This is a genomic window from Paenibacillus oryzae (assembly GCF_001675045.1).
GTDB classification, from domain to species: Bacteria; Bacillota; Bacilli; order Paenibacillales; family Paenibacillaceae; genus Pristimantibacillus; species Pristimantibacillus oryzae.
In genome coordinates this window covers 128,526-147,751 of record NZ_LYPA01000075.1, presented here as the reverse complement: position 1 = coordinate 147,751, position 19,226 = coordinate 128,526, and the positions used below count along the sequence as shown (strand labels likewise).

Here is a 19,226-nt window from a genome sequence, read left to right as displayed (position 1 = left end):
TATGGATGGAGAGAAATCAAGAGGAGGAGAAAAACCGATGGAAGTTTTCTGGTTTATTCCGACGCACGGCGACGGCAGACATCTGGGTACGCAAGAGGGTGCGCGGGCCGTCAGCTTTGCCTATTGCCGGCAAATTGCCCAAGCGGCCGATGAGCTCGGGTTTGGGGGCGTGCTGCTGCCAACGGGCAAGTCGTGTGAAGATCCCTGGGTTGTTGCTTCCACTTTGGTCCCAGTGACCAAAAAACTGAAATTTCTAGTGGCGGTCAGGCCAGGGCTGATGTCTCCCACGACGGCGGCGCGGATGGCGGCAACGCTGGATCGATTTTCGGAGGGAAGGCTGCTCATAAATGTAGTGGCGGGTGGCGATCCCGTGGAAATGGCAGGGGAAGGGCTGTTTCTGGATCATGACAAAAGGTATGGCATGACCGATGAATTTCTTGATATTTGGCGGAAGGAGATGAAGGGGGAGCAGGTTGATTATGAAGGGAAACATTTGAAGGTGGCCGGCGGCAAGCTGTTGTATCCCTCCGTCCAAAAGCCGCATCCTCCGCTATATTTCGGCGGTTCGTCCCAAGCCGCCATGGAGGTGGCGGCTGAGCATGTGGATGTCTATCTCACCTGGGGAGAGCCGCTGGAGCAGGTTAAGGAAAAAATTGCCGTAATGACTAGCCGGGCAGAGGCGCATGGGCGCAAGCTCCGCTTTGGAATCAGGCTGCATGTGATCGTGCGGCCTACGGAGGAGGAAGCCTGGGCTGCGGCCGACGAGCTGATTTCCCATCTTGACGATGAGACCATTCAGGCGGCGCAGAGCATTTTTGCCCGCATGGACTCGGAGGGACAACGTCGCATGTCGGAGCTGCATGGAGGAGATCGCAGCAAACTCGTAATTGGTCCCAATCTATGGGCGGGGATCGGGCTGGTGCGGGGAGGAGCGGGAACAGCGCTGGTTGGCAGCCCGGAAAATGTGGCTGAACGAATGAGGGAATACGAGGCGCTTGGCATCGAAACGTTCATTTTGTCGGGCTACCCGCATCTGGAGGAGGCTTACCGCACGGCAGAGCTGTTGTTCCCCCAATTAAATCTGGCGCCTGCAAGCAGCGGCCATCCCGCCTATGTCAGCCCGTTCGGCGAGATGATCGCCAGCAATTTATTGCCCGGGGCGGCAAAAACGGCGGCCGGGCATAGGGAGGGCGCCTGAATGGTTATGCAATTCGGCTATTGGGCTCCGCTGGAAAATAACGGCTTGCTTGCAACAAAGCTGCCCGGCAGGACGAGCAGCTCGTTTGAGGATAATGTTCGGTATGCTCGCATTGCAGAGGAAACTGGCTACAGCCACATCCTGCTTCCAACCCGCTTTATTGCGAGCAGCGATTCCACCGAGCAGTGGGAATCGCTGACCATTGCCGCTGCGCTTGCGGTAAAAACGGAGAAAATCGGCTTGATCGCAGCCGTGGCATCTGGCTTGTGGCCGCCTGCGATAGTGGCTAAAATGCTGACGACCATCGATCATGTGAGCGGAGGAAGGGCTGCAATTAATGTGGTAAGCGGCTGGCTGAAGGATGAATATATTGCTTTGGGCCAGCCCTGGCTGGATCATGAGGAGCGATATCGCCGCTCGGAGGAGTTTATAACGGTGCTGCGCAAGCTTTGGAATGATGAAAAAGCGGAATTCAGCGGTGATTTCTATAGGCTGAGACAGGCGGAATACCAGCCAAAGCCGCTTCAGGCTGCCGGACCGCTTGTATTTCAAGGAGGCAACTCCAGGGCGGCAAGAAGGATGGCGGGCCGGGCTTCGGATTATTATCTGATGAACGGCAACACACTTGCAGAGTTGAAGCAACAAATCGACGAGGTTCGGAGTTATGCCGAGGATGCCGGAAGGAGCATATCTTTTGGCGTTAATGCCTTTGTTATCGTCAGGGAGACGGAGGAGGCAGCCAAAGCGCAGCTCAGGGAGATTATCCAGAATGCAGACCGTGATGCGGTGGAGCTGTTCAGGAAGCAGACCCGCCAGGCAGGCGCAGCCTCTCGGGAAGGACAGGGGATGTGGGCAGACTCCTCCTTTGAGGATTTGGTGCAGTTTAACGATGGCTTCAAAACAGGACTCATCGGCACGCCGGATCAAGTGGCTGAACGGGTCGGAGAGCTGGAGAATATCGGCATAAACCTGATCCTGACGGGATTTCTTCATTATGACGAGGAGCTGGAGGCTTTTGGGAGACGCGTTATTCCGCTTGTAAGAGACCGGGAGGAGCAGGCTGCGGGCGCTTGTGCCGGACGGGAAACAGTAAAGTAGGGGAGTGTATAAACGATGAGCACAACATCAGCGGTAAAAATGGATGATGAGCAATTGCGAAGCCGTATCAGGGAAACTGTGGCGGCAACGATTCGGCCCAATGCGGAGAGAACTGACCGCGAAGGTGTTTTTCCAAAGGAAAATCTGCAGGCGCTGGCGGATGAAGGCTGGAACAGCTTGCTTATTCCGCAAGATTACGATGGGCTTGGATTGGACTACACTGCTTTTGCGATAGCGGCAGAGGAAATCGGGCGTGGCTGCCCGTCCACCTCGCTTATCTATGTGATGCATGTGGGAGCAGCGCAAACGATTGTATATTACGGAACGGAGGAGCAGAAGCGGCGGTGGCTGAAGCCGGTGCGGAGGGGGGCAATCGGAACTCATTCCATGAGCGAAAAGGCGACGGGAGGGCACACCTGGTTTAACCTGAGCGAGGCGGAAAGAGATGGCGAAAACTATGTGCTTGATCTGGAAAAATCGTTTACGACCAGCGGAGGGCAAGCTGATTTTTATATTTTGCAGACGCGAACGCCCGGCGCGGAGCAGCCATCGGATTTGAGTTATTTTATTGTTGACGGCAGCGATCCCGGCATTTCGGCAGGCCCGTGGGAGGCGCTTGGCGTGCGGGGCAATCAGAGCGGTCCGCTGAAGCTGCACAATGTCAAGGTTCCCCGCAAAGACCTCATCTGGGAGGAGAATCGGGCCGCTGAAATTGCGCTGAATGGCATTGATCCGCTTTATTTGCTTGGCATCGGCTCCGCCTGGATCGGAGTTGCGGAGGAGGCGCTGGAGCTGGCGGTCAGTCATGCCCGGCGTACCGTGCATCGCGATTTTGACCGGAGCCTTGCAGATTATCAGGTTATTCGCCATCAGCTTGCCAGGGTCAAAATTGCAATCAGCGCGCTGAAGCCGTGGCAGCGCGAGCTGGCGGCTAAATTTACACAATACGAAGCGCAGGGTACACCGCTTGGCGAGCTGTGGTATGAAGGCACAGAATTTAAAATCCATGCGACGGAGGTGGCAAATCAGGCGGCTGGAGTCGCGCTTGACGTTACGGGCGGATACGGTTACAAAAAAGGGCCGATCGAACGCATCTATCGCGATGTGAGAGCGGGGCTGGCCTTGACGCCATCCAACAATCTGGCCCGGGAGCTGGTAGGCAAGCAATTGGTTGGTCTGCCTGCGGAGCTGTGGTCGCCCGGCGGCGATTAATACAGCAGCTTGAAGAAAGGAGATTAGCATAATGGCGGACGTTCTTGCAAGCACGGCAATTCGGGACGAAGCGCTGGAAAAAGCGGCAAGGCTGGCGGAATGGCTGCGCTCCGACGCAGCGGAGCGCGACAAGCAAGGTGGAACCCCCAAGGAGCAGCGCGATGCCCTGCGGTCAAGCGGGCTGCTGAAGCTGCTTATTCCAAAGGCTTATGGGGGCGATGGGGCGAAATGGTCACTGGTATTGGAGGTAACCCGGATATTGGCCGCCGCCGATCCTTCGCTCGCCCATCTTTACGGCTATCATTTTTTATGTCTGGTTGCGCCGCATCTGGCGGGCAGCGAGGAACAGAGGGGCCATTTCTACCGCTCTACTGTTGTGAACAACTGGTTCTGGGGCAATTCCTCCAACCCGCTTGACCACGGCATTATCGGGGTTCGGGAGGGCTCGCGGGTCATTGTAGACGGCGCCAAATCCTTTAGCTCCGGCTCTCCGGATTCCGATGTTCTGGCGATTTCGTGGCATGACAGCGAAACAGGAGATTATTACGAGGGCATTGTGCCTACAAGCCGCCGGGGAATCACTGTGGTTGATGACTGGGACGCCTTTGGACAGCGCCAGACGGGCAGCGGCACCGTCCGCTTCCATCAGGTCGTTGTGGAGGAAGAGGAAATTTTGCATACGCCTTATGCGGGCCAGACCGTTTTTTCAACTCTTATTCCCGTCCTGTCGCAAAGCATATTGGGCAGCCTGTTTGCCGGCATTAGCGAAGGCATTATTGCGGAAGCAAAGCAATACACCCTGAGGGAGGCCCGGCCCTGGTATACGTCGGGCGTGGAACGAGCCTCCGACGAGCCGTCCACGGTACGCCGCTATGGTGAGTTGTGGACGGAGCATCAAGCCGCCCTCTCCCTGCTTGAAAAGGCGGCTTTGCGGCTGGATGCCGTCTGGGAAAAAGGGACGGCGCTGACGGAGGAGGAGCGCGGAGAGTGCGCGGTGCTGGCGGCTGCGGCCAATGTAAAGGCCGGAGAAACAGCTTTGCTGCTCAGTAACCGGATATTCGAAGTGATGGGAGCGCGCTCTACGGCTTCAAGGTTTGGCTATGACCGATTTTGGCGCAATGCGCGGGTCCACACGCTGCATAATCCAGCGGAGTTTAAGCTGCGCAATATCGGTGATTGGGTGCTGAACGGCAAGGTGCCGACTCCCGGTTTTTATTCCTGATACGCGAGCAACATTCCATTCTATAGAAAGGAGCCCGCCGCATGCTGGAGCTGCAAAACATACTCAAATCATTTACCGGAGCCGACGGCCGCCACGATGTCGTTAATAATGTTTCCCTCTCCGTCGGCAAAGGGGATATTTATGGCATTATCGGTGCAAGCGGAGCCGGCAAATCAACATTGCTCCGCACGATTAATTTGCTGGAGCGTCCCGATAGCGGAGAGGTTTGGCTGGAAGGAGTGGATTTGACAAAGCTTGGCAAGCGGGAGCTGCGTCTTGCAAGAGGGCAAATCGGCATGATATTTCAGCATTTTCATCTCATTGAAAACCGGACTGTTTACGATAATATCAGCTTTCCGCTGGAAATAGCCGGCGTGCCGAAGAAGGAGCGCCGGGAACGGATTCTGGAAAGTCTGGCGATCGTCGACCTTCAAGACAAGGTGCTTGTTTATCCGGCGAAGCTGAGCGGTGGTCAAAAGCAGCGTATCGCCATTGCAAGGGCGCTGGTGGCGCGCCCCAAGCTGCTGCTGTGCGATGAGCCGACATCGGCGCTTGATCCCGATACAACGGGACAGATTTTGCGTTTTTTGCAGGACATCAACCGCAAGCTGCATATTACGATTGTTATTGTATCGCATGAAATGGAGGTTGTTGGCTCCATCTGCTCCAAGGTATCGCTGATGGAGCGGGGAGTGATTGCGGAAACGCTGGATCTTGCGGAGCGGAAGCAGCATGAGCCCAAGTCTCAAATTGCCAAGCTGCTGTTTAATCACGGCCAAGAGGCGAAGGAGGTGGATTATGCTTACGGACTTCTTCGGGCCAACGATTGAGCTCTGGCCGGAAATCCTGCATGCGCTGGGTCAGACCGGCTATATGATGATGTTTGCGATGGGGATTGCCGCGCTGGCGGGGATTCCGCTGGGAACGCTTCTTTATTTGATTCGTCCCGGTTCCCTCGCCCAGCAACCGAGGCTTTATGCCGTTTTGGATACGGCGGTTAATATTCTGCGTTCCTTTCCGTTTTTGATTCTGCTTATTGTGCTAATTCCAATTACCCGCTTTATTGTTGGCACGGCAATTGGCACAACAGCGGTTATTGTCCCGCTTGCGATTAGCGCGATCCCCGATTTTGCCCGTCTGATTGAACAGACGCTGCTGGAGGTCAATCGGGGCGTCATTCAGGCCGCAGAAGCTATGGGAGCTTCTACGTTCCAAATTGTCACAAAGGTGCTTTATCGCGAGGCGCGCAGCGGCATTGTGAGCACCTGCACCATCATATCCATTAATTTCCTCAGCTTTTCCACCGTTGCGGGACTGGTGGGGGGCGGCGGGATCGGCGATTTTGCGATCCGATACGGCTATTACCGCTATCAGTTGGATGTGATGGCGTTTACCGTTGCTTTGATTGTGATCATTGTGCAGATTATTCAATCCACTGGCAATTATCTGGTCCGCAGATTGGACAAAAGGCATTAGCCGAAGCTTTTGATGAGTATGAAATTGCAATTCCATAGGAGGATCAAGCCATGAAAAAATTAACTCTGCTCCCGCTGCTGCTGCTGTTTTTATTGACGGCCTGCAGCGGCGGCGGCAATTCGGAGAAAACGATCAAGTTTGTGGCGGCAAATATCAAGCTGTATGAGGATACCACCAAAATTTTGGCGGAGGAGCTGGAAAAGGAAGGGTATAAGCTCGAATACAAATTTATTTCGGATAATACCCAATTAAATGTAGCGGTTATTAGCGGAGAGGCGGATGCCAATTACCATCAGCATACCGCATATCTGAACGAATTTAACGCCTTGCATAATTCGGATCTGGTGCCTGCCTTTGAGGCGTTTACCGACCCTAGCGGCCTGTTCTCGAAAAAGCATAAATCGCTGAATGAATTGCCCGACGGAGCGGTAATCAGCATTCCTGTCGATCCCTCCAACAATTTCCGAACCTTTGTCATGCTGGCCAAGGAAGGTTTGATTACTCTGAAGGAGGGCGTAGAGCCCGCCAAAATAACTCAGCGCGATATTGTGGACAATCCGCGAAATTTCAAATTTCAGGAGGTTGATTACGCGCTGCTTACCCGCGCCCTGGACGATGCAGACGCCGGTTTTCTGTACGCTACGCTTGCAGCCGAAATCGGCCTTATCTTCGGCGAGGACGCGCTGATCAAGGAGTCGGAGGAGCTGTGGTCCCCTGATATTATTGCCGTGAAACCACAGGATAAAGACTCCGACAAAATCAAGGCGCTCCGGAAGGCCTACCAATCTGACCGGATCAAGCAGGCGTTTAAGGATGCCTATGGAGGCAAAGAGGTTTTGATTCCCGCGTGGTAAACCTATAAAACCGATAAGGAGCTTACAAAATGACCTCATTTAATGACTATCCGCCGGTGCCCGGTATTGATCCCAGCCTGTTCCAGCTTGGCGAAAATGCGCTGCCGGCCGCTCAATTTAATAATGCGTTGAATCAATTAAAGAATTATACGTTACTCTATAGAGCTAATTTCCTGGGTTATCAGGCTAATCAGGCGTTAAATTACAAGGATGACCTTGGCGATTATCTCAATCTGCATTTAAACAACATTGGAGATCCATTTCAATCCGGCAATTTTATGTTGAATACAAAATGGATCGAGCGGGCTGTGCTGGACTATTTTGCAAAGTTATGGAATGCGAAGGCGCCGCATGATGACAAGGATGGCGACTCCTACTGGGGGTATGTCGTTTCGATGGGGGGCACGGAGGGCAATCTATACGGCTTGAGAAACGCAAGGGATTATTTGTCGGGCAAGCTGCTGGCATCCGATATTCCATCTAAAGCCGACGGCGGTGCGTCTCACGACGATCACCCTGTACAGCTTCGGAGCAGGCTGTATCAAGGCCTGTTTTTGAAACCGCAGGAGACGGGTACTGAAGGCGGTTCGGAAGGAGGGGAGGATGCTGGATTGACTGTGGAGGAATTGCCGGAAGACAATGCGAATGCCTACATTCCAATCCTGTTCTATTCGGAGGACACGCATTATTCCATCGATAAAATTAAAGATTTGCTACTGCTGCCGACCTTCTCAGAATACGGAAGGGCGCATTACCCGGGGCAATCCCCGATTGGCGGCGATTGGCCGGAAAAGGTGCCGTCCAACAATGACGGCTCGATCAATCTGGATGCGCTCAAGGCACTGGTCCAGTTTTTTGTCGCCAAAGGCCATCCCGTCGCCGTTAACTTCAATTTTGGTACTACGTTTAAGGGTGAATACGATCAGGTGGAAAAGGCCGTAAATGCGTTGCTTCCGATTCTTAAGGCCAACAATTTGTATCAACGCGATCTAAAAGTTGTGGTTGGTGACAAAACGGTCATCAGCCGGCGCAACGGCTTCTGGTTCCATGTGGATGGAGCGCTTGGCGCCGCCTATATGCCTTTTCTGGAGCTGGCAAAGAGGCAGGGACGTTATTCCGGAGATGTGCCTGTGTTTGATTTCCGCACCCAAATCCACTCCATTTCCGTCAGCGGACATAAGGTGATTGGAGCGCCGTGGCCAAGTGGCGTTTATTTGACCAAAACGAAATATTTGCTCAACTTTGTTGATGTCAGCTATGTCGGAGCCCGGGATTCCACATTGTCAGGCTCGCGCAACGGCTTTTCCGCCTTGCTGCTGTGGCATTATTTCGCCAAACATTCCTATGCCGATCAAGTCGACAAAGCGGTCAGACTGGAGAATCTCGCGCAAAGAGCCTATGATGAGCTGCAATTATTGCAGCAGACGGTATGGCGCAAGCTGGATTTGCATGTTGACCGTTCGCCGGGTGCGCTTACTGTAAGATTTTTACGGCCCAACCCCTCAATTGTCACTCGTTTTTCCTTATCTACCGAGCAGTTGGACGGGGTTAGCTACGCACATATCTTTATTATGGAGCATGTGACGGATAAGCTGATTTTAACTCTTATCGATGCTCTTCGAGCAAGCGACGCTTTCGATCAGCCAAAAGTAGCTTTGCACGCCTATACCCATGAGCAGGGCCTGGGCTTCAAATAAGCCGGTATTTAGCTGAATCGACTTTCTTTCGCCTGCCATTTCGCGGCCCGTGGCATTAGCCATCCGGGCCTTTTTTCATTTTGATGGTTTTCCCATATTCGCTTAGCTGCTCCTTACCGCTCCGTACCATCCTCCTTTATGCTGCCCCTCTTCCCCGCCTGGGCTTGCCTACCATCTCTCTTTTTTATCCGCTAGGTTCAGAGATTGCGGTTCTATGATTTTGAATCCTCTCATAGATTGGAAGTAGATGAAATGGACAATTGAGATTTGGCTGAAACAGGAGGGACACTCTAATGATGAAGCAAACATGGATGAAACCTATGAACGGCGCTTCGCCGCTAAAAGAGCTAAGACAGGACAAAGGCGGCGAGCACGCTTCCCCAATGAGGCCGCTTATGCTGGAGCATGGCGGGAAGCCTGACGATAATGGACGGAATCGCCACAGGAGCGGCGATAAGCTGAGAAGCATTTTGGTTACTGGCCGGGCTTATGTTGCAATGTCGCTTAGCTCTATGCTTTTTTTTATCGTGCTAGGTGTTGCGATTGCCTGGTATGGTACAAATTCCGATATTGGCTCCACTGGAATGAAAGGCATTGCGGCGTCGCTTTCCAGCGGATTTTTTGGCGACATGCTGGAGATGGAAATGCCCGCCTTTCAAAGCAGTCTGGAATCAGAGTCGTTATCAGGTAAAGAGGTTGGCGCATTCCTGATGCGCACGTTAACGGATATTAACCCCGCAAGGCCGGAAAGCCTGGTCGCCAGTCAAATGGCGGGAATGAGCGATAACCGGTATTTTCTGATCCGAAAAGGCGCTGGAGGCGATGTTGAGGTGGGGCCTAGAGACCATCCGCCTACCTACGATCCGCTGGCTGGGCTGCATGAGGATGAAGGGGAGGCGGTGACTTCCGGCACGGATGAGGAACAGCCTGCCACAAATGAAGGCGGCGAGGATGGAGAAACCGGCGCACCTCCCGATAAAGGCGCTGTTTCAACGGGGAAATCCAAGGTTGTTTTTGTCTACCATTCTCATAACCGGGAATCCTGGTATCCGGAGCTGGGGGCGGACGCCAAAGACGCCACTTCCAAAACAACCAATATTACGCTGGTAGGAAAAAGACTTGCGGACAAGCTGGAGGAGCTGGGCGTAGGCAGCATGCATTCCGACACCGACTATCCTACGGCAATTAAAGATTACCGCTGGGAGCTGAGCTACAAATATTCGCTCAAAACAGTCAAGGAGGCGCTGGCAAGCAGCGACGATCTTAAATTTATGTTCGACATTCACCGCGATTCGCAGAAGCGGGAGTATACAACGGTTGATATCAATGGAAAAAGCTATGCCCAGGTTTATTTTATTATCGGCCACCGCAATCCCGATTGGAAGGAAAACGAAAAGGTTGCCGCCAAAATCCATGAGGCGCTGGAAAAGGAGTATCCTGGTATTTCGCGCGGCATTTGGGGGAAAACTGCAAATACGGGAAATGCGGAATACAATCAGTCGCAATCGCCGGGCAATGTGCTGGTGGAGATAGGCGGCGTTGAAAATACGCTGGAGGAATCATACCTGACGGCAGATGCCTTGGCCAAGGCGGTTTCATCGATTTATTGGGAAGCGGAAAAAGTATCCGGGGAGGAGTGAAGGCAATGAAACGGCAAACCTGGAAGTGGCTTCTGCTGGGGAGCGCGCTTACCTTTCTAATCTTGTTCGGCATGGAGTTGTCGACCAAAGGCGTTGAAACGATTTATGGCCCTCTGGACAAGGAAAGCGGCTATGCGCAGCAACCCAGCGAAGCGCAATATGCTTCCGAAACGGATCGCCGAATTGCGGAGCTGGAGCGCGAGCTGGCGGAAATCCGCGAGCTGGCTTATGAGAGCAGCCGGTGGAAGGAAAAGGAGCGTTTGCCCGGCATGCCTTACAGGGAGGATCATCCGGCCGTCAACAAGCTCGCGGATTCTACCGCAGGCGTGCTTCAAAACGCTTCCAGCAAAGGCATGCGATTTGTTGTTTCATTATTTGAAGGGTTTATGGAGTGATCTTCCGTTGCTGACCACACGCCAAGCTGATATAATTGAAAGGATGATTGGAATTAATGGAAGCGTGGGGGCTCAAGCATGACGGATGTTCGTGAACGGCAGACAAGAATCAGAAATTTTTCTATTATAGCTCATATTGACCATGGCAAGTCTACGCTTGCGGACCGGATTCTGGAGCATACGGGCGCTTTAACCTCCCGTGAAATGCAGGCGCAGGTATTGGATAAAATGGATTTGGAGCGGGAACGCGGAATTACAATCAAGCTTCAGGCAGTCCGTTTGACCTATCGCGCAGATGATGGCGTCGATTATATCCTCAATTTGATAGATACTCCGGGGCATGTGGATTTTACATACGAGGTTTCGCGAAGCATGGCGGCATGCGAAGGAGCCTTGCTTGTGGTGGATGCAGCTCAGGGAATCGAAGCTCAGACCTTGGCTAACGTATATTTGGCGCTTGACAACAATCTGGAGATACTCCCGGTTATCAATAAAATTGATTTGCCTAGCGCAGAGCCGGATCGCGTCAAAGGCGAAATCGAAGACGTTATCGGACTTGATGCCAGCGATGCCGTACATGCTTCGGCAAAGGCTGGCATCGGCATCAAGGAGATATTGGAGCAGGTTGTCGCCAAGGTTCCTGCGCCGCAAGGCGATCCGGATCAGCCGTTAAAGGCGCTTATATTCGACTCTCATTATGATGCCTACAAAGGCGTTATCGTGTATGTTCGCGTAATAGACGGCAGCATTTCCGCTGGCAAGCGCATTCGGTTTATGGCAACCGGCGCAGAATTTGAGGTCATCGAGGTTGGCGCGTTCAAGCCGCGCATGGAAATTGTGAATGAATTGGCGGTTGGAGATGTTGGTTTTATCGTGGCCGGCATCAAAAACGTCAAGGATACGCGAGTAGGCGATACCGTTACCGACGCAATCAAACCTGCACCGGCGCCGCTTCCAGGCTATCGTCGGATTAATCCGATGGTTTATTGCGGTTTATATCCCATTGAAACACAGGATTACAATGATTTACGGGAGGCGCTTGAGAAGCTGGAGCTGAATGACGCTTCGCTTCGTTATGAGCCGGAATCCTCGACGGCGCTCGGGTTTGGTTTCCGCTGCGGCTTCCTTGGCTTGCTCCATATGGAAATCATACAGGAGCGGATTGAGCGCGAGTTCAACATTCCTCTGATTACGACGGCGCCAAGCGTTATTTACAAGGTTACGCTGACAAACGGCGAAACGATGAATATCGACAACCCGTCCAATTACCCGGAATCCGGCAAGCTTGATTTTGTGGAAGAGCCTTATGTCAAAGCATCCATTATCGTACCAAATGACTTCGTAGGCGCCATAATGGAGCTGTGCCAGGGCAAGCGCGGCGAATTTGTCAATATGGAATACCTGGATACCAACAGGGTTACGCTCACATATGATATGCCGCTATCGGAAATCGTTTATGATTTCTTTGATCAGCTGAAATCCAGTACCAAAGGGTATGCATCCTTTGACTATGAGCTGTCTGGCTACCGGAAGAGCAGCCTGGTCAAGATGGATATTATGCTGAACGGCGAGCAAGTGGATGCTTTGTCCGTCATCGTTCACCGGGACCGGGCATACCAGCGCGGCCGCGCCATTTGCTCCAAAATGAAGGAGCTTATTCCGCGCCAGATGTTTGAGGTTCCTGTACAGGCCTCCATCGGCACAAAGGTAATTGCCCGCGAAACGGTCAAGGCGATGCGCAAAAACGTATTGGCCAAATGTTACGGCGGCGATATCAGCCGGAAGCGCAAGCTGCTGGAGAAGCAGAAGGAAGGCAAAAAGCGGATGAAGCAGGTTGGCAGCGTCGAAGTGCCGCAAGAGGCATTTATGGCGGTATTGAAAATCGACGAGGATTAATCTGGAAAACGACATACGAGGAGGGAGAGCGACGCTCTCCTTTCTTTGTTTGAGGAGGTTAAGAAAGAAGATGACGGTATGGAAAACGCCGGGGGCATTGTATATTCATATCCCGTTTTGCACCAACAAATGTCATTATTGCGATTTTACATCCTATGTGTTGAAAGGGCAGCCGGTAGACCGTTATCTGGACGCGCTGGAAGAAGAAATGAAGGCAACTGTGGCGGAGCATCCGCCGGAGGTTATCCAGACGGTTTTTGTTGGCGGAGGCACGCCTACCGTGCTTACTCCGGTTCAAATGGAGCGTTTTCTTGATTCCGTCAGGAAACATTTCCCGCTTGCGGAGGATGTCGAGTTTTCAATGGAGGCCAATCCGGGAACAACCGATCCCGATAAGCTTGCGGCCATGCGACATGGCGGCGTTAACCGAATCAGCTTTGGCGTCCAGTCCTTTGATAACGGCTTGCTGGAGCGGATAGGGCGCATTCACAACGTTGACGATGTTTACCGCAGCCTCGATAACGCCAGAAAAGCGGGTTTTGACAACCTGTCCATTGACCTGATGTTTGGATTGCCGGGGCAGACGGTTCAGCATTTGTCAGATAGCGTGGATCGCGCGATGGCGCTGGATTTGCCGCATTATTCCCTATACAGCTTGAAGGTAGAGGAAAATACGCTGTTTCATAAGCTGTATGAACGCAACGAGCTTCCGCTACCTGCGGAGGAGGAGGAGCTTGGCATGTTCCTGCTGCTTATGGACAAGCTGAAAGCCGGCGGCTACCGGCATTACGAAATCAGCAATTTTGCCCGTCCGGGCTTTGAAAGCCGGCATAACTCAACTTATTGGCGCAACGAGCCATATTACGGTCTTGGCGCAGGCGCTCATGGTTATGTCAATGGCGTTCGGCACGTCAACCTTAAAGGCGTCCAGCCTTTTATTGATGCGGCGTTGGTCAAGCTTCCCCGTCTGGAAGTAAACGCGGTCCCGCAAGAGGAAGCAATGGAGGATTTTATGATGGTGGGACTGCGGCTGCTTGAGGGCGTGAGCGCTAGCAGATTTTCGGCGCAATTTCCGGGAGAAACGCTGGAGTCCAGATTCGGCGGCGTTATTGATCGTCTTTTGGCGCAGGGACTGCTGCTTTCCGGAGAGACCGGGACGGGTGATACCGTCTACAAGCTTTCCGATCAGGGCGTATTGCTGGGCAATGAAGTGTTCGGGGCGTTTCTTGGGGTGGAGGAAGCCTGAATGCCGGACGAAGCAGGCCGGCTACAAGTCCCGCGTAAAACAGGCTGACTACAATAAGTAGCCCGAAAAAACAATCCATGCTGAGGCTCAGTGGCTGGTGACTGCTATAACGGTCAAGAATGACCGCCATAACGGGAAAATAACAGGTTCGACAAATGTTACGGACATCGCTGTCTGTTAGCGATCGGAATCAGTGGAAATATAAGCAAACCTGACCTCTTACGGCCACTTGTGTCCATTAAAGTGGAAATAGTTGCAGATATCCCCTTCTAGCGGTCTTAAATGTCCGCTATTTAAACTCGCATTTGCTTAGGCTGTTCTTCATTGTGTCGAAGTGTTGCTATCCATGCTTCATTGTTGATAGTCATGCTGCACTGTTGTTACTCGTGTGCATAGTTGCAATCCGCATGATTGCTGCCCGTGATGCATTTTTGCAATTCGAGCACTGGTGTCATTTGGTGGTGTACTGCTGCTATTCGCGCCGTCCTATGGTTAATCAAGTCACATCGTTGTTCTTCGTCATTTATTGATGAACTCGGTGCTGTTTAGCTGCTCAAGCTATCCCGATTAGCCAATTTCGGCGATGGCTTGGTTCAGCGCAAACTCTCTTTATAAATGCCTCTTGAGGAAAAATACATTATGATGTATATTTATTCATATTATATTTCAGATGATCATGTCAGCGTTGCGTAGACAGTGTTGACAGGCGGAGGTGAAGGCGGCATGACTACCATGCAAGTGTTATGTAGAAGAGCGGCATCAGAGGATGTCGAAACGTTATTTCAATTAATAAAAGGATACGCCGAGAAAGCAATCATGCTGCCCCGCACCCGCGAAACGCTGACTGAATTAATCGACACGTTTGTTGTGGCAGAGGTTGACGGCGTTGTGGTTGGCTGCGGCTCGCTGGCGAAGCTTGGAGACAATCTTGTAGAGATTAGGTCGCTGGGTATAACGGACGGCTACAAAAGCCTGGGAATCGGCAGCAAGCTGGTTGACCGTCTGCTGGAAATGGCCAGAGAGCAGGGCATAACCAAAGTTATGGCGCTTACTTATGCGGACAAATTTTTCGAGCGCAACGGCTTTACGATCGTCGAAAAGGAAATTTTCCCGGAGAAGGTATGGCGCGATTGCGTCAACTGCCCCAAGCAGCTGGCCTGCGACGAAATCGCTGTGCTGCGCGAGTTGAAATAATAATGTTAGGGTTGAACAGGTTGAATAAAACAAAGCCTTCTAATGCACTTAATGTGTTGCGGAAGGCTTATTTTTTTTATGGAAGCAAATCTCCAAATCATGACGACGTTATGATGAAGAGACGATATAATAATTAGCCGTGTGTTGCTGATGATCAAGTCTATACTCCGAAATTGAAGGCTTTTTAAAATATGCTAGTCTGCCGCTTTTACAGCTATGCCGCCCAAAAAACACCATTCTGATGGGGGAAGCCACTTGACAATAACAACGCTGGTTTGGTATTTTTGTATTAGTGATTAGCACTCATTGGAGTTGAGTGCTAACGAATTCTGAATGGGGGGATTTGGAATGTTAAGTGATCGCCAGCGTATGATTTTGAATGCCATCGTGGACGACTATATTCGCTCGGCGGAGCCGGTAGGCTCGCGAAGCATATCCAAGCGAGGCGATGTTGGCTTCAGTCCCGCAACCATTCGCAACGAAATGGCGGATTTGGAGGAGCTTGGATTTCTGGAGCAGCCGCATACCTCGGCTGGCCGGGTGCCATCCACCAAGGGATACCGTTATTACGTCGATCATCTCGTCAAGCTGGGAGAGGTCAAGGAAAGCGATCTGGATATGGTTAGATCTTTTGTCACTGGCAAGATGAACCAGATGGAGCAGGTCATTCAGCATACTGCGATGATTTTATCCAATCTGACTAACTATACATCCATTTTGCTTGGACCGGAGCTATTTCAAACGTCGTTGAAGCATTTTGGCCTGGTACCGCTTAATGAGAGCAGCGCCGTGGCTATTATCGTCACCAATACCGGACATGTAGAGAACCGGACCGTCTCCATTCCTCCGGAGCTCAATATGGATGATATGGCTAAAGTCGTCAATATTCTAAATACAAAGCTGGTTGGCGTGCCTATTGTACGATTGAAGGCCAAGCTTTATAGTGAAATCGGGCAGGAGCTGGAGCGGCATGTGGATCACTTTGAAGGTCTTCTTGGCGTGCTGGACAGTGCATTGACCAATGACGAGGAGCATCGCGTATTTCTTGGCGGAACGACCAATATGTTGACCCAGCCTGAGTTCAAGGACGTTGACAAGGTCAAAACAATTCTGGACCTGCTGGAGGAAACCCCAACTATCATGAAGATGTTTTCGGGATTACCTTCCGGCATTCAGGTGCGCATCGGTACAGAAAACGATCATAAAGCAATAAGCGACTGCAGCCTTATTACCGCCACATATTCCATCGACGGTGAAGCATTGGGGACAATAGGTATTTTGGGTCCGACGCGAATGGATTACGGGAAGGTTATAAGCTTGATTGATCTGATGTCCAAGGATATGGGCAAGCTGCTTAGCAAATGGTATAAATAAAGTCAGCATTTAAGTAATGAGGCATTTTAAGGAGGTGAAATCGTGAGCACAGAACATAACGAAGCAGTAGAGCAAGAGACAGCCCAAGCGGCGGCGGAAGAAATGGAAAGCCGTCAGGAGGATGGAGTGAAAGCTCCTGAGTCGGACAGCGAACAATCCGGGGAAACAACCGGAGAAGGCGCTGGACTTCTTGAAGAACTGCAAAAGCAGGCAGAAGAAAACCAACAGCGATATTTGCGGGCGCAAGCGGATTTTGATAATTTCCGCCGCCGTACCATAAAGGAAAAGGAAGAGCTTGTCCAATACGCATCCGCAAAGCTGATCGATCAATTGTTGCCCATTATGGACAACTTTGAACGGGCGTTTGCGGCAGCAGAAGCAAGCAGCGATCTGGAATCCTTCACTAAAGGCATTGAAATGATTTTTCGTCAACTGAACCAGACTCTTGAGGGTGAAGGCTTGAAGGTTATGGAAACCGTTGGTCAGCCATTCAACCCGGAATTCCATCAGGCAATCATGCAGGTGGAGTCAGACGAATATGAAGAAGGCATCGTTGTTGAAGAGGTTCAAAAGGGCTACATGCTGAAAGATAAAGTCATTCGCCCGGCAATGGTTAAGGTTAGCGGCTAGAAAAAGCGTGAAGCTGACGGCACCTATAATCAAGACACATAGTAGACTATATAGTCCATATTTTAAGGAGGAAACCAAGCCATGAGTAAAGTTATCGGCATCGACTTAGGTACTACAAACTCTTGCGTAGCCGTTATGGAAGGCGGCGAAGCAGTTGTTATTCCAAATCCGGAAGGAAACCGCACGACCCCTTCCATTGTAGGCTTTAAAAAGGACGGCGAGCGTACAGTTGGCGAAACGGCAAAACGTCAAGCCATTACGAACCCTGACCGTACCATCATCTCCATTAAACGCCACATGGGTACCAACCATAAAGAAAAAATTGACGATAAGGAATATACGCCGCAAGAAATCTCCGCGATTATTTTGCAAAAGCTGAAAGCTGACGCTGAAGCTTATCTGGGCGAAACGGTAACCCAAGCCGTTATCACCGTTCCGGCTTATTTCAACGACAGCCAGCGCCAAGCAACCAAAGACGCGGGGAAAATCGCAGGTCTTGATGTTTTGCGTATTGTCAACGAACCAACGGCTGCGGCTCTTGCTTATGGCCTTGAGAAAGCAGAAGATCAAACCATTCTGGTCTATGACCTCGGCGGCGGCACATTCGACGTTTCCATTCTTGAGCTTGGCGACGGCTTCTTTGAGGTTAAGGCGACTAGCGGCGACAACAAGCTGGGCGGCGACGACTTCGACCAGGTTATCATCGACTACCTCGTAGCTGAATTCAAGAAGGAGCAAGGCATTGACCTTTCCAAGGACAAAGCGGCTGTTCAACGTCTGAAGGACGCTGCTGAAAAAGCGAAAAAAGAGCTGTCCGGCGTTGTTTCGACAGCCATTTCCCTGCCATTTATTACAATGGTAGACGGAGTGCCTCAGCATTTGGAGACAAATTTGACTCGCGCCAAATTTGAAGAGCTTTCCGCGAACCTGGTTGAGCGCACGCTTGGTCCAACTCGTCAAGCGTTGACGGATTCCGGCATGACGCCATCCGATATCGACAAGGTTGTTCTGGTTGGCGGCTCCACTCGTATTCCTGCCGTTCAGGAAGCAGTTAAAAGGCTTATTGGCAAAGACCCTCATAAAGGCGTTAACCCGGATGAGGTTGTTGCTTTGGGCGCTGCCGTTCAAGCGGGCGTATTGACAGGCGAAGTCAAGGATGTTGTTTTGCTTGACGTAACGCCTCTGTCGCTGGGCATTGAAACAGCCGGCGGCGTATTTACAAAAATGATCGAACGCAACACAACGATTCCAACCAGCAAATCGCAGGTTTATTCCACCTATGCCGATAACCAAACAAGCGTGGAAATCCACGTATTGCAAGGTGAGCGCTCCATGGCAGCGGGTAACAAAACGCTGGGACGCTTTATGCTGGGCGATATTCCTCCGGCTCCGCGCGGCGTTCCGCAAATCGAGGTTACGTTTGATATCGACGCCAACGGCATCGTTAACGTATCCGCTCTGGACAAAGGAACAGGCAAAAGCCAAAAAATTACGATCACTTCCTCCAGCGGCCTGAGCGATGCTGAGATTGATCAAATGATGAGAGACGCTGAGCTGCACGCGGACGAAGACCGCAAGCGCCGTGAGCTGGTTGAAGCCAAAAACGAAGCGGATCAGCTCGTTTATTCCGTTGACAAAACGTTGAAGGACCTTGGCGATAAAGTAGACGCCGGCGAAGTCGAAAAAGCAAATGCAGCAAAAGAAAAAGTGACTGCTGCAGTTGCTACTGATGATGTCGAGCAAATCAAAGCAGCTACCGAGGAGCTGACTGCGATTATTCAACAGCTTTCTGCCAAGCTTTATGAGCAGGCGGCGCAAGCAGGCGGAGCTCAGGCGGATGGCGCGGCTAATGATTCCGCTAAAGGCAGAGACAATGTTGTTGACGCCGACTACGAGGTTGTTGACGAAAACAACAAAAATTAAGATATAGCATCAAGCCGGCCTGGTTTGGCAAAGACTGCTCCTTCTGGCAGTCGCCGCTTTTAAAGCGGTACGTCAAGCTAAGCCGCCGCTGCTTGACAGTTAAAGCGGCGGTCTGGAGGTTAGGGACGGCGAAAACGCTGTTCTTGACCTCCTTTCACGCGTTTTGCGCCG

16 protein-coding genes are annotated in these 19,226 nt (G+C 51.7%); all 16 read left to right on the top strand.

The annotated features are described in order from the left end of the window. The first annotated feature begins 37 nt into the window (after window positions 1-37). The 16 genes from ssuD to dnaK all read left to right on the top strand — a co-directional run bounded on the left by ssuD (window position 38) and on the right by dnaK (window position 19,055). A complete protein-coding gene (ssuD, locus tag A7K91_RS22390; RefSeq protein ID WP_068686702.1) occupies window positions 38-1,198 on the top strand; it encodes an FMNH2-dependent alkanesulfonate monooxygenase in 1,161 nt (386 codons plus the stop codon). Further along, the gene (gene sfnG, locus A7K91_RS22385) at window positions 1,199-2,296 is read left to right on the top strand and encodes a dimethylsulfone monooxygenase SfnG (RefSeq protein WP_068686701.1); all 1,098 of its coding nucleotides are present in this window, start codon (window positions 1,199-1,201) and stop codon (window positions 2,294-2,296) included. A gap of 15 nt (window positions 2,297-2,311) precedes the next feature. Then, window positions 2,312-3,508: an acyl-CoA dehydrogenase family protein gene (locus tag A7K91_RS22380; protein WP_068686700.1), complete on the top strand. Its 1,197-nt coding sequence runs from the start codon at window positions 2,312-2,314 to the stop codon at window positions 3,506-3,508. A 31-nt stretch (window positions 3,509-3,539) separates the two neighbouring features. Then, window positions 3,540-4,730 carry an acyl-CoA dehydrogenase family protein gene (locus A7K91_RS22375; RefSeq protein WP_068686699.1) on the top strand — a complete coding sequence of 397 codons (1,191 nt, stop codon included), beginning with the start codon at window positions 3,540-3,542 and terminating at the stop codon, window positions 4,728-4,730. A 41-nt stretch (window positions 4,731-4,771) separates the two neighbouring features. Then, a complete protein-coding gene (locus tag A7K91_RS22370; RefSeq protein ID WP_068686698.1) occupies window positions 4,772-5,560 on the top strand; it encodes a methionine ABC transporter ATP-binding protein in 789 nt (262 codons plus the stop codon). After that, complete coding sequence (locus tag A7K91_RS22365; protein ID WP_068686697.1) at window positions 5,529-6,206, top strand: methionine ABC transporter permease; 678 nt, start codon at window positions 5,529-5,531, stop codon at window positions 6,204-6,206. Before A7K91_RS22370 ends, A7K91_RS22365 begins: the two co-directional genes overlap by 32 nt. Window positions 6,207-6,256: 50 nt before the next feature. Beyond that, window positions 6,257-7,060 (top strand): MetQ/NlpA family ABC transporter substrate-binding protein, encoded by an 804-nt coding sequence (locus A7K91_RS22360; RefSeq protein WP_068686696.1) that lies wholly within the window; start codon window positions 6,257-6,259, stop codon window positions 7,058-7,060. 29 nt (window positions 7,061-7,089) lie between these two features. Then, window positions 7,090-8,757: a pyridoxal-dependent decarboxylase gene (locus A7K91_RS22355; RefSeq protein ID WP_068686695.1), complete on the top strand. Its 1,668-nt coding sequence runs from the start codon at window positions 7,090-7,092 to the stop codon at window positions 8,755-8,757. Between the two features lie 293 nt (window positions 8,758-9,050). Continuing rightward, window positions 9,051-10,397 (top strand): stage II sporulation protein P, encoded by a 1,347-nt coding sequence (spoIIP, locus tag A7K91_RS22350; protein WP_245697756.1) that lies wholly within the window; start codon window positions 9,051-9,053, stop codon window positions 10,395-10,397. Between the two features lie 5 nt (window positions 10,398-10,402). Beyond that, a complete protein-coding gene (locus A7K91_RS22345; protein ID WP_068686694.1) occupies window positions 10,403-10,792 on the top strand; it encodes a hypothetical protein in 390 nt (129 codons plus the stop codon). A gap of 78 nt (window positions 10,793-10,870) precedes the next feature. Then, window positions 10,871-12,688 (top strand): translation elongation factor 4, encoded by a 1,818-nt coding sequence (gene lepA / locus A7K91_RS22340; RefSeq protein ID WP_068686693.1) that lies wholly within the window; start codon window positions 10,871-10,873, stop codon window positions 12,686-12,688. A 70-nt stretch (window positions 12,689-12,758) separates the two neighbouring features. Then, a complete protein-coding gene (gene hemW, locus A7K91_RS22335; RefSeq protein ID WP_068686692.1) occupies window positions 12,759-13,934 on the top strand; it encodes a radical SAM family heme chaperone HemW in 1,176 nt (391 codons plus the stop codon). A 732-nt stretch (window positions 13,935-14,666) separates the two neighbouring features. After that, entirely contained in the window at window positions 14,667-15,128 is a 462-nt protein-coding gene (locus A7K91_RS22330) for an N-acetyltransferase (protein WP_425415670.1), read from the top strand. Window positions 15,129-15,476: 348 nt separating this feature from the next. After that, the gene (hrcA, locus tag A7K91_RS22325; protein ID WP_068686690.1) at window positions 15,477-16,502 is read left to right on the top strand and encodes a heat-inducible transcriptional repressor HrcA; all 1,026 of its coding nucleotides are present in this window, start codon (window positions 15,477-15,479) and stop codon (window positions 16,500-16,502) included. A 42-nt stretch (window positions 16,503-16,544) separates the two neighbouring features. Further along, window positions 16,545-17,132 carry a nucleotide exchange factor GrpE gene (gene grpE / locus A7K91_RS22320; RefSeq protein ID WP_068686689.1) on the top strand — a complete coding sequence of 196 codons (588 nt, stop codon included), beginning with the start codon at window positions 16,545-16,547 and terminating at the stop codon, window positions 17,130-17,132. A gap of 81 nt (window positions 17,133-17,213) precedes the next feature. Then, the gene (dnaK, locus tag A7K91_RS22315) at window positions 17,214-19,055 is read left to right on the top strand and encodes a molecular chaperone DnaK (RefSeq protein WP_068686688.1); all 1,842 of its coding nucleotides are present in this window, start codon (window positions 17,214-17,216) and stop codon (window positions 19,053-19,055) included. Window positions 19,056-19,226 lie beyond the last annotated feature (171 nt).

Excerpts from the sequence above, each read along its gene's own strand:
- ssuD (WP_068686702.1), top strand. The coding sequence starts at position 38 with ATGGAAGTTTTCTGGTTTATTCCGACGCACGGCGACGGCAGACATCTG.
- sfnG (WP_068686701.1), top strand. The coding sequence starts at position 1,199 with ATGGTTATGCAATTCGGCTATTGGGCTCCGCTGGAAAATAACGGCTTG.
- A7K91_RS22380 (WP_068686700.1), top strand. The coding sequence starts at position 2,312 with ATGAGCACAACATCAGCGGTAAAAATGGATGATGAGCAATTGCGAAGC.
- A7K91_RS22375 (WP_068686699.1), top strand. The coding sequence starts at position 3,540 with ATGGCGGACGTTCTTGCAAGCACGGCAATTCGGGACGAAGCGCTGGAA.
- A7K91_RS22370 (WP_068686698.1), top strand. The coding sequence starts at position 4,772 with ATGCTGGAGCTGCAAAACATACTCAAATCATTTACCGGAGCCGACGGC.
- A7K91_RS22365 (WP_068686697.1), top strand. The coding sequence starts at position 5,529 with ATGCTTACGGACTTCTTCGGGCCAACGATTGAGCTCTGGCCGGAAATC.
- A7K91_RS22360 (WP_068686696.1), top strand. The coding sequence starts at position 6,257 with ATGAAAAAATTAACTCTGCTCCCGCTGCTGCTGCTGTTTTTATTGACG.
- A7K91_RS22355 (WP_068686695.1), top strand. The coding sequence starts at position 7,090 with ATGACCTCATTTAATGACTATCCGCCGGTGCCCGGTATTGATCCCAGC.
- spoIIP (WP_245697756.1), top strand. The coding sequence starts at position 9,051 with ATGATGAAGCAAACATGGATGAAACCTATGAACGGCGCTTCGCCGCTA.
- A7K91_RS22345 (WP_068686694.1), top strand. The coding sequence starts at position 10,403 with ATGAAACGGCAAACCTGGAAGTGGCTTCTGCTGGGGAGCGCGCTTACC.
- lepA (WP_068686693.1), top strand. The coding sequence starts at position 10,871 with ATGACGGATGTTCGTGAACGGCAGACAAGAATCAGAAATTTTTCTATT.
- hemW (WP_068686692.1), top strand. The coding sequence starts at position 12,759 with ATGACGGTATGGAAAACGCCGGGGGCATTGTATATTCATATCCCGTTT.
- A7K91_RS22330 (WP_425415670.1), top strand. The coding sequence starts at position 14,667 with ATGCAAGTGTTATGTAGAAGAGCGGCATCAGAGGATGTCGAAACGTTA.
- hrcA (WP_068686690.1), top strand. The coding sequence starts at position 15,477 with ATGTTAAGTGATCGCCAGCGTATGATTTTGAATGCCATCGTGGACGAC.
- dnaK (WP_068686688.1), top strand. The coding sequence starts at position 17,214 with ATGAGTAAAGTTATCGGCATCGACTTAGGTACTACAAACTCTTGCGTA.